Source organism: Blautia sp. AF19-10LB, assembly GCF_003461245.1.
Taxonomy (GTDB): Bacteria; Bacillota; Clostridia; order Lachnospirales; family Lachnospiraceae; genus Blautia_A; species Blautia_A intestinihominis.
In genome coordinates this window covers 37,393-44,655 of record NZ_QTWS01000029.1, presented here as the reverse complement: position 1 = coordinate 44,655, position 7,263 = coordinate 37,393, and the positions used below count along the sequence as shown (strand labels likewise).

Here is a 7,263-nt window from a genome sequence, read left to right as displayed (position 1 = left end):
TCTGCCACCGCAGACAGAACAGAAATCATCAGCTTTCCACTATCTTTTGAGCTGTCAATCCCATCTTCAACACAGATCAGATTCACTCCAAAATCCTGCATCCTCTGCAAAGAGTTTAATACATCTGCCGCATTACGACCGAATCTGGAAAGCTTGAACACCAGTACAAGCTGTACCTCATCTGTTCCATTCTCAATATTATCTAACATTCTCTGAAATTCCGGTCTGCCCTCTACGCTCTTTCCAGACTTACCTTCATCGGAATACTCATTTACAATTTCCATATTCTGAAATTCTGCATATCTCTCGAGTTTTTCTTTCTGAGCATCCAGACTGTAGCCATCCACCTGCATGGTTGTGGATACTCTGGTATATATATCGCATTTAATCTTTTTATTCTTCATAATCTTCCTCGCAGTATAACTCCGTTTTATTGTCCCAACTTTATTTTAGTACTTGTTCCAACTACTTTCAATACTTATTTTCCGTATTGACGCATTTCTTCGCCAATCGTATAATTAAGTTAGATACAGAGCATTTCTGTTATCAAAATATTGCCCGCCCACCATTGGCGACTTATAAATGATTGGCTCGAAAATATTGTTCGCTTACCGGAAGCGTCTAATAAATGTCCGGCTTGAAAATTATTTAGAAATAATTTCTGTTTTTGATATTGTGTTTTTATCACACATTGCATATACTATAAATACACAAAAAAGCCAAAAAAGAGGAGGTGTTAGTATGGCTACTTCAAGTATTACTCATAATTTTGTCGTATCCAATCCAAATAGCGTAAAGCGTTTTGTCGCAGCAATTGACGAAGCCGACCGTGACCGCACACCAAAGCAGACACTTCCCGGACGTCAGTTAACGAACCCACAGGAAATCTTAGCTTTAATGTCAAAAAGGAAGAAAAAACATGTCTGATAAATATTTTACCGTTAATATTCGGGCATATTTGGATAAAGACGAACCGACATATATCGGAGAGGAAAGTCTTTACGACTTACTCTCCGATTTTTCTTGTCCCAAAAATCCCGATGTGGAATACTTTTTATTACATAATGCGATTGAGTTTACCAAAAAAGATCAATCTATCACTTATCTGGTATTTGATGCTGAAGATGCTTCACTGGTTGGTTATTTTTCACTTACAGTAAAACCAATCTCTGTCCGTGCTTCAAATATCAGCAAGACAATGGCAAAAAAGCTGTCCCGTGTCAGTATTTTGGATGAAGAAACACAATCCTATACTACCGCAGCTTACCTGATTGCCCAGTTGGGAAAGAACTATTCTCTTCCAAAGAATAAACGAATCCCTGGAAATATTCTACTGGGATTTGCACTGGAAACCATATCCAGTCTCAAATATTCCGTAGGCGGCGTTATGGAGTTTCTTGAATGCGAAGATAATGAATTTCTTCTGAGCTTTTATACACAGAATCATTTCAAGCCATTTGATACTCGTATTACCACTTCCCAGAATAATGAGTCACACACTCTGCATCAGCTTTTAAAATTTATTTGATTTAAAAATACATGAAAAAAGCGACAGTCTGATTTACATTTTGTATTTCAGGAAACTGCCGCTTCTTTTTCTTCCTTATTCTGTTTTTCTTCCTCCAACTCCCGAAGGACTTCTTCGCCGTACTTATCAATCATCCGTACCAGAAAATCAATGCACCGCTCAAATTCAATATTCTGTTGCATAAGCTCCTCCCGTCATTGTTTTGATCTGAGCTTATTTTACAGAACCTGCCGGAAAACCACATTGAATAGAAATTGATTGTAAATTGACACAATCACTTTAAAAATATCCGCATTTTCTTGAATCGAATGTACGTTCGTGTTATGATAGATATACTCAATCTTAACTACGAAAGGGGAATTTCTATTGAATCGATGCGATTTTTCTTCTATTAGCACTTGCTTAAAAAATCATATCACCGTATAATTATTCCAGTCCCCAAAAAACATAAGGATTTTCACAGCCTGCTTCTTCTAAGGAATAAAAAAACAGACCATATAACAACTCTATATGCTCTGTTTTCTATTCCTACAAATCTTCGTGCAGTTTTACATTGCTATTATCTGCCATGCATTTTTTTTAAGCAACAATCATTTTTTTCGCATCAAGCGGTTTTGCAAGATGGACATTCATTCCTGCCATCCGGCTGTTGATAATGTCTTCTGCAAAGGAATTGGCGGACATTGCAATGATCGGAACCCTCCTGGCATCCCTTCTTTTCATTTCCCTGATTGTCCTTGCCGCATCCAGTCCATTCATCCTCGGCATCATAATATCCATATAAATTACCCCGAAATAATCCGGTGCAGATTTCTCAAAAATTTCAACTGCTTCCTGCCCGTCTACTGCACATGTAACTTCCATACCGCTGTCTTCCAGTATACATCTGGCAATCTCCATGTTCAGCTCATTGTCTTCCACAACCAATGCCCGTATGCCTTCCACTGAATAATCATCAAGGCCTACTGGCTTATCTGATAAATTACTGTTTTTATCCTGTGTGTCAATTTTGAACGGTATTTTTACAATAACTGTAGTACCAACACCAACTTCGCTCTTCAGTTCAATACTTCCATCCATCCTGTCCACAAGCTGTTTCGTAATTGCAAGCCCCAGTCCGGTGCCTTCATACCTGGATCTGCTTGTCTTGCTTTCCTGAGAGAACATATCAAAAGCATGTGCAATAAAATCTTCACTCATACCCACACCCTGGTCTTTACAGTAGAACGTAAAAAATGCTCTGCCATCATCCAGAGTTTCTTCCTTAACCCAGACCGTAATCACACTGCCCGCCTGACTGAATTTTATGGCATTGTCCATGACATTCGACAGGATCCTGCCAAGATATACCGGATTTCCAATCAGAGCGCTGTGGCTGTATGTACTATTTTTCCAGTCAACCTCATACCGGATGCCTTTCTTTGCAGCCCGCTCATCATAAATCTGGTTCAGTTCACGCAGTGCCATTGTCAGATCAAACAAAATCTGCTGGTCCTTCAACTCTCCGCTCTGTAGTTTATTCATATCCAGCACATCATTTACCAGAGACACCAGATATTTCAGGGCTTCCATTGCCTTTTCTCTGATCTTCTGCTGCATCTGTGGATCATCTGCGTACTGATTTCCCATATTTACCATACCGATAATACCGTTCAGTGGTGTGCGGATATCATGACTCATAGTTGCCAGAAACCTTGTTTTCATTTCGGCTTCCCGCTTTGCTGCTTCCGCTGCAAAGTTAAGATCCTCTTCACGTCTTTTGGAATCGCTGATACTACGGACTGTACATAAAACATGGGTAACATTTCCAGACTCATCCCGTTTTTTTACAATAAAAAGCATCCTGTGCCAGCTGCCATCGCACATTCTGTATTCTGTAGAAATACATTCTTCCGTCTTCAATCTCTCTGAAAGTGTAGAAATATCCAGAAATGGACGTATCAGCGGACGGTATTCCGGTGCAACCATTGTATCACAAAGCTGATACAGTTTTTCCGTTGCACATCCTCTGTTTCCTGTCAGTTTGTGTATTTCACTGTCATTTGATACCTCTTCAAAAAAATCTTTCTGCACATCAATCCTGTAGATAGAACAGTAACTCTTGGCAATTGCCGAAATTATTTCATTACTCAGCCGTGTCTCATCCAGTGCCTGCTTTAATTGATTCTGGATCGTAGTTTCTTTTTCCATGATATCATCAATATGCCGAAAACCCACCAGTGCGAAAAAATGTTTCTCATCCTCGTATATTTTGACTGCCTGTGCCTCAAAAAATTCATGCTGATTCGGATTCGGTTTGCTTCTGTAATGATAGGTAATGCGCTCCTTCCTGGAAAGCTGTTCCTTCAGATGCCCCGTCGAAATCCACTCCTTAAATTCCTGTCTTTCTTTCCCATACAGATACTGGACCGCATATTGGTCAGCAGCATAATTGAAATTATCACACTGTTTCAGATTCATTTTTTTTGCATTGGTTCCGTCGTTTATATGCAGAATCTCAAAGAAACCGATATTTAATTCGACATAATAGACAGCAGTAAAGTCTGAACATATTTTGTCCAAAAGCCGTCGTTCTGCCATCTGTTCTTCAAGCATACGTTTCAGTTTTCTGTTCCTCATATGTACCATTACAGTCAGGATAAGAAGCAGAGCGATCAGCACGGCTATAAAAGCCAACGCAGCCACAGACTGCAGTTGCTTCGGAAATATATATTTCATTTCTGTCATAACAAAATCCTCTCTCTATGTTTCCTGTCCGCTTTTCCCATGCATCTGGAAGGCTCCTGATTGCTGCGGCTGTCTCATAATCATTCATGACAGGCATTTGACCTTCTCAACTCTTCGCTTATGGTCTGCTTAATTTTTTCATCATCCAACGGCTTTGCAAGATGTGCGTTCATTCCTGCTTCCATACACTTTTCTGCATCTTCCCTAAATGCATTTGCAGTCATAGCAATGATAGGGATTGTTTTTGCATCCTGCCGTTCCAGGGATCTTATTGTTTTTGTGGCAGTAAGCCCATCCATCACCGGCATCATGACATCCATTAAAATAACATCGTATGTTCCTGATTCGCAGGCTTCAAAGTGCTGAACAGCCTCTAAACCATTTTTCACTGTTTCTACTTTAGCCCCATTTTCCGTCAGCATAAATTCTGCTATTTCCGCATTCAGCTCATTATCTTCAACCAATAATATCCGGACACCTGATATATCTGCATTGAAATCTTCTTTTTCTTCCGGTCGTGCATTCGTATCAATTTCAAATGGAAGTACTACAGTAAAACAGCTTCCTTCACCCAGCTTACTTTCAACTGTTATGGTTCCGCCCATCTTTTCTACAAGTTGTTTCACAATAGGCATTCCCAGACCTGTCCCATTATAATCAGAACGTGGGGAATTATCTGCCTGTACAAATGGAGTAAACAATTCATTTTTTATAAATTCTTCTGACATTCCAGTTCCATTATCTTTTATTTTAAATTCACATGTCATGTGATCTTCTGATCTTTCAATCGTTCTCATACTCATGTAAATAGAACCATTCACCTTATTGTACTTCATGCCGTTTGTAAACAGATTCATCAATATTTTTTTCAGATGAACTGCATTGCTCCAAACATATATACCACTGTAATCATCATGTTCTCCTATAACATGAAGTCCTTTTTCTTCTGCCTGAAAAGATAGTGACTCCGTGATTTCCTGACATACCTGATCCAGATTGATGGATTCATCACCAAAAACCACTGTATCTGATTCTAACTTTGCCATATCTAAAACATCATTTATCAATGATAGTAGCAGCTTCGATGACTCATATATTTTATTCATGCAATCCTTTGCCCGCTCAGCATCACTTCCGCTTTTCTCAAGAATCGTAAGCATGCCAATAATACCATTGATCGGTGTTCTGATATCATGAGACATGTTATTTAAAAAGGAAGTCTTAGCCTTATTGGCACTCTGTGCTTCTACAAGTGCATTTTGTAATTCCTGCTGTTTTTCTTCAAGCTCCTGATTCAGCTTCAATGCCTGCTCAGCAGACTTCTTGGATTTTTCTTCCGCACGTTTTGATTTTTTCAAAGAATCAAGAATTATACACAGGACAACAAAAATAGAGATTCCAACTATGAGTGAGACAGCCAGTAAATTGTCCTGAATAAAATCCTTCGCTGTAACTTTTCGTGAGGAAGCATTATACGAAACTACTGCACCTGAAAATTGAGTTGTAGGCATAGATGTCAGTGTTTTATTCAGAATGGACAAAAGAACCGGTTCTTCCTGCTGAATAGCAAATGGAACATCAGCTTCTTTTGTCAGGAAAACACTATGAAGCTTATTATTTTTCAAATAGTCTGAAACAGTACCTGAATTGCTTACAATACAATCTGCCTCCCCTTTCTGCATTGCTTTTAGTGCTGCATCTGATGTTTCATATTCCACAACCTTCCATTGCGGATAATTGTATGAAAGATATGCTTTCAATGCAAAATCATCTTTTTCAACGGCAACTATATTCTCTTTATTTTCATCAAAAGAATCCTTTGCCGTAATTGCTGCCATATTGAGAGTCAATAGCGTATCCGACAAAGCAAATCCATTTGTTTCTGCAAAGTATGGATTCTGGTTTGCATGAAAAATCAGGTCTATTTTTCCATCCTGCAATGCCTGAAGCAGTTCACTTCTTGTCTCATATCCATTTAATTCAAATTCCAGAGTCTGACCTTGCAGACAATTTTCTGCAAGATCCACATAATCTGTAATAACACCTGTCAGTTTACCTGTTGATGGATCTACACTGCTGATACCTCCATCCTGATTCAGATACCCTATCCGGATTGCACCATGCTGCCCGATCCACTCACTTTCTTCTTTTGAAAGAAACGAGCTGCTCTGTGCAGAAAGATAACGCCTGTAGAGATCATCTGTGTAAAATGGGTTGTCATCCTTGATTCTGCGCATAGCACTATCCAGTGCTTCTTTGATATCCGGACGTTCTGGATTTATAGCGAAATAGATTTCTGTCTCTCCAATACTTGTAAGCGGTGAAATATCCGATTCTTCCCAACGGGATTCTTCTACCGAAACGAAGCAGTCAATTTCATGTTTCGACAGTTTGTCCATAATTTCTGTGGTTGTAGAAACATTGATATGCTTCGTATGCAGACCATATTTTGATTCCCATTCATTAAGAACATCCTCCACTATATTATCTTTAGACACACCAATATTTTTTTCCTCAAAAGAATCCAGATTTCCTGCTGTAAGATCCATATTGGATGCATCCGTATAGATGTAATATTTCTCTTCCCCCATAGGCATATCGGAAAAAAGCATATTTTCAGCACGTTCGTCTGTATAGGAAATACCACCAAGAATATCAATCTCTCCATTTTCCAACTGTGTAAAGCAGTTTTTCCAATCACTTGTTATGTATTTATATGTCCATCCTGCATAACCTGCAATATCTTGAAGATACTCATAACCATAGCCGCTTCTTTCTCCCTTTTCATTGACTACATTATAAGTTTCCTCAAAAGATCCTACCCGGATAACATGATCAGAATTTTCTTGGGCAGATGTGGAAACAGGAAAAACAACCAAACATATCATTGTGCAAAATATAAAATAACAAAATTTGAAATTTCTTATATTCTGTACTAATTTGCACTTCTTCATCTTTCTCCCACCCTCCAGGCTACAGTCGCTTGCTTGCTTGCTTGCTTGCTTGCT

At 38.9% G+C, this 7,263-nt stretch carries 6 protein-coding genes; 2 read left to right on the top strand and 4 right to left on the bottom strand.

Features of this window, described 5'->3' with window-relative positions:
* The coding region (locus DWX28_RS14690) for a recombinase family protein (protein WP_147342109.1) at window positions 1–404 on the bottom strand (404 nt) is incomplete at its 3' end.
* A 337-nt stretch (window positions 405–741) separates the two neighbouring features.
* Between DWX28_RS14690 and DWX28_RS19995 the strand changes: the two genes are divergently transcribed.
* Together DWX28_RS19995 and DWX28_RS14680 are read left to right on the top strand one after the other, a co-directional pair.
* On the top strand, window positions 742–927 hold the full coding sequence (locus DWX28_RS19995; protein WP_014080774.1) for a hypothetical protein: 186 nt from the start codon (window positions 742–744) through the stop codon (window positions 925–927).
* Window positions 920–1,528: a GNAT family acetyltransferase gene (locus DWX28_RS14680; protein ID WP_118253398.1), complete on the top strand. Its 609-nt coding sequence runs from the start codon at window positions 920–922 to the stop codon at window positions 1,526–1,528. Before DWX28_RS19995 ends, DWX28_RS14680 begins: the two co-directional genes overlap by 8 nt.
* A 47-nt stretch (window positions 1,529–1,575) precedes the next feature.
* Here the strand turns inward: DWX28_RS14680 and DWX28_RS20275 are convergent, their stop codons facing one another.
* The 3 genes from DWX28_RS20275 to DWX28_RS14670 all read right to left on the bottom strand — a co-directional run bounded on the left by DWX28_RS20275 (window position 1,576) and on the right by DWX28_RS14670 (window position 7,209).
* Window positions 1,576–1,710 (bottom strand): hypothetical protein, encoded by a 135-nt coding sequence (locus tag DWX28_RS20275; RefSeq protein WP_004844681.1) that lies wholly within the window; start codon window positions 1,708–1,710, stop codon window positions 1,576–1,578.
* Between the two features lie 397 nt (window positions 1,711–2,107).
* The gene (locus DWX28_RS14675) at window positions 2,108–4,255 is read right to left on the bottom strand and encodes an ATP-binding protein (RefSeq protein ID WP_118253397.1); all 2,148 of its coding nucleotides are present in this window, start codon (window positions 4,253–4,255) and stop codon (window positions 2,108–2,110) included.
* Window positions 4,256–4,335: 80 nt separating this feature from the next.
* On the bottom strand, window positions 4,336–7,209 hold the full coding sequence (locus DWX28_RS14670; RefSeq protein WP_118253403.1) for a response regulator: 2,874 nt from the start codon (window positions 7,207–7,209) through the stop codon (window positions 4,336–4,338).
* Window positions 7,210–7,263 lie beyond the last annotated feature (54 nt).

Bases quoted from the DNA above. Each gene is read 5' to 3' on its own strand.
- DWX28_RS19995 (WP_014080774.1), top strand. From the start codon at position 742: ATGGCTACTTCAAGTATTACTCATAATTTTGTCGTATCCAATCCAAAT.
- DWX28_RS14680 (WP_118253398.1), top strand. From the start codon at position 920: ATGTCTGATAAATATTTTACCGTTAATATTCGGGCATATTTGGATAAA.
- DWX28_RS20275 (WP_004844681.1), bottom strand. From the start codon at position 1,710: ATGCAACAGAATATTGAATTTGAGCGGTGCATTGATTTTCTGGTACGG.
- DWX28_RS14675 (WP_118253397.1), bottom strand. From the start codon at position 4,255: ATGACAGAAATGAAATATATATTTCCGAAGCAACTGCAGTCTGTGGCT.
- DWX28_RS14670 (WP_118253403.1), bottom strand. From the start codon at position 7,209: ATGAAGAAGTGCAAATTAGTACAGAATATAAGAAATTTCAAATTTTGT.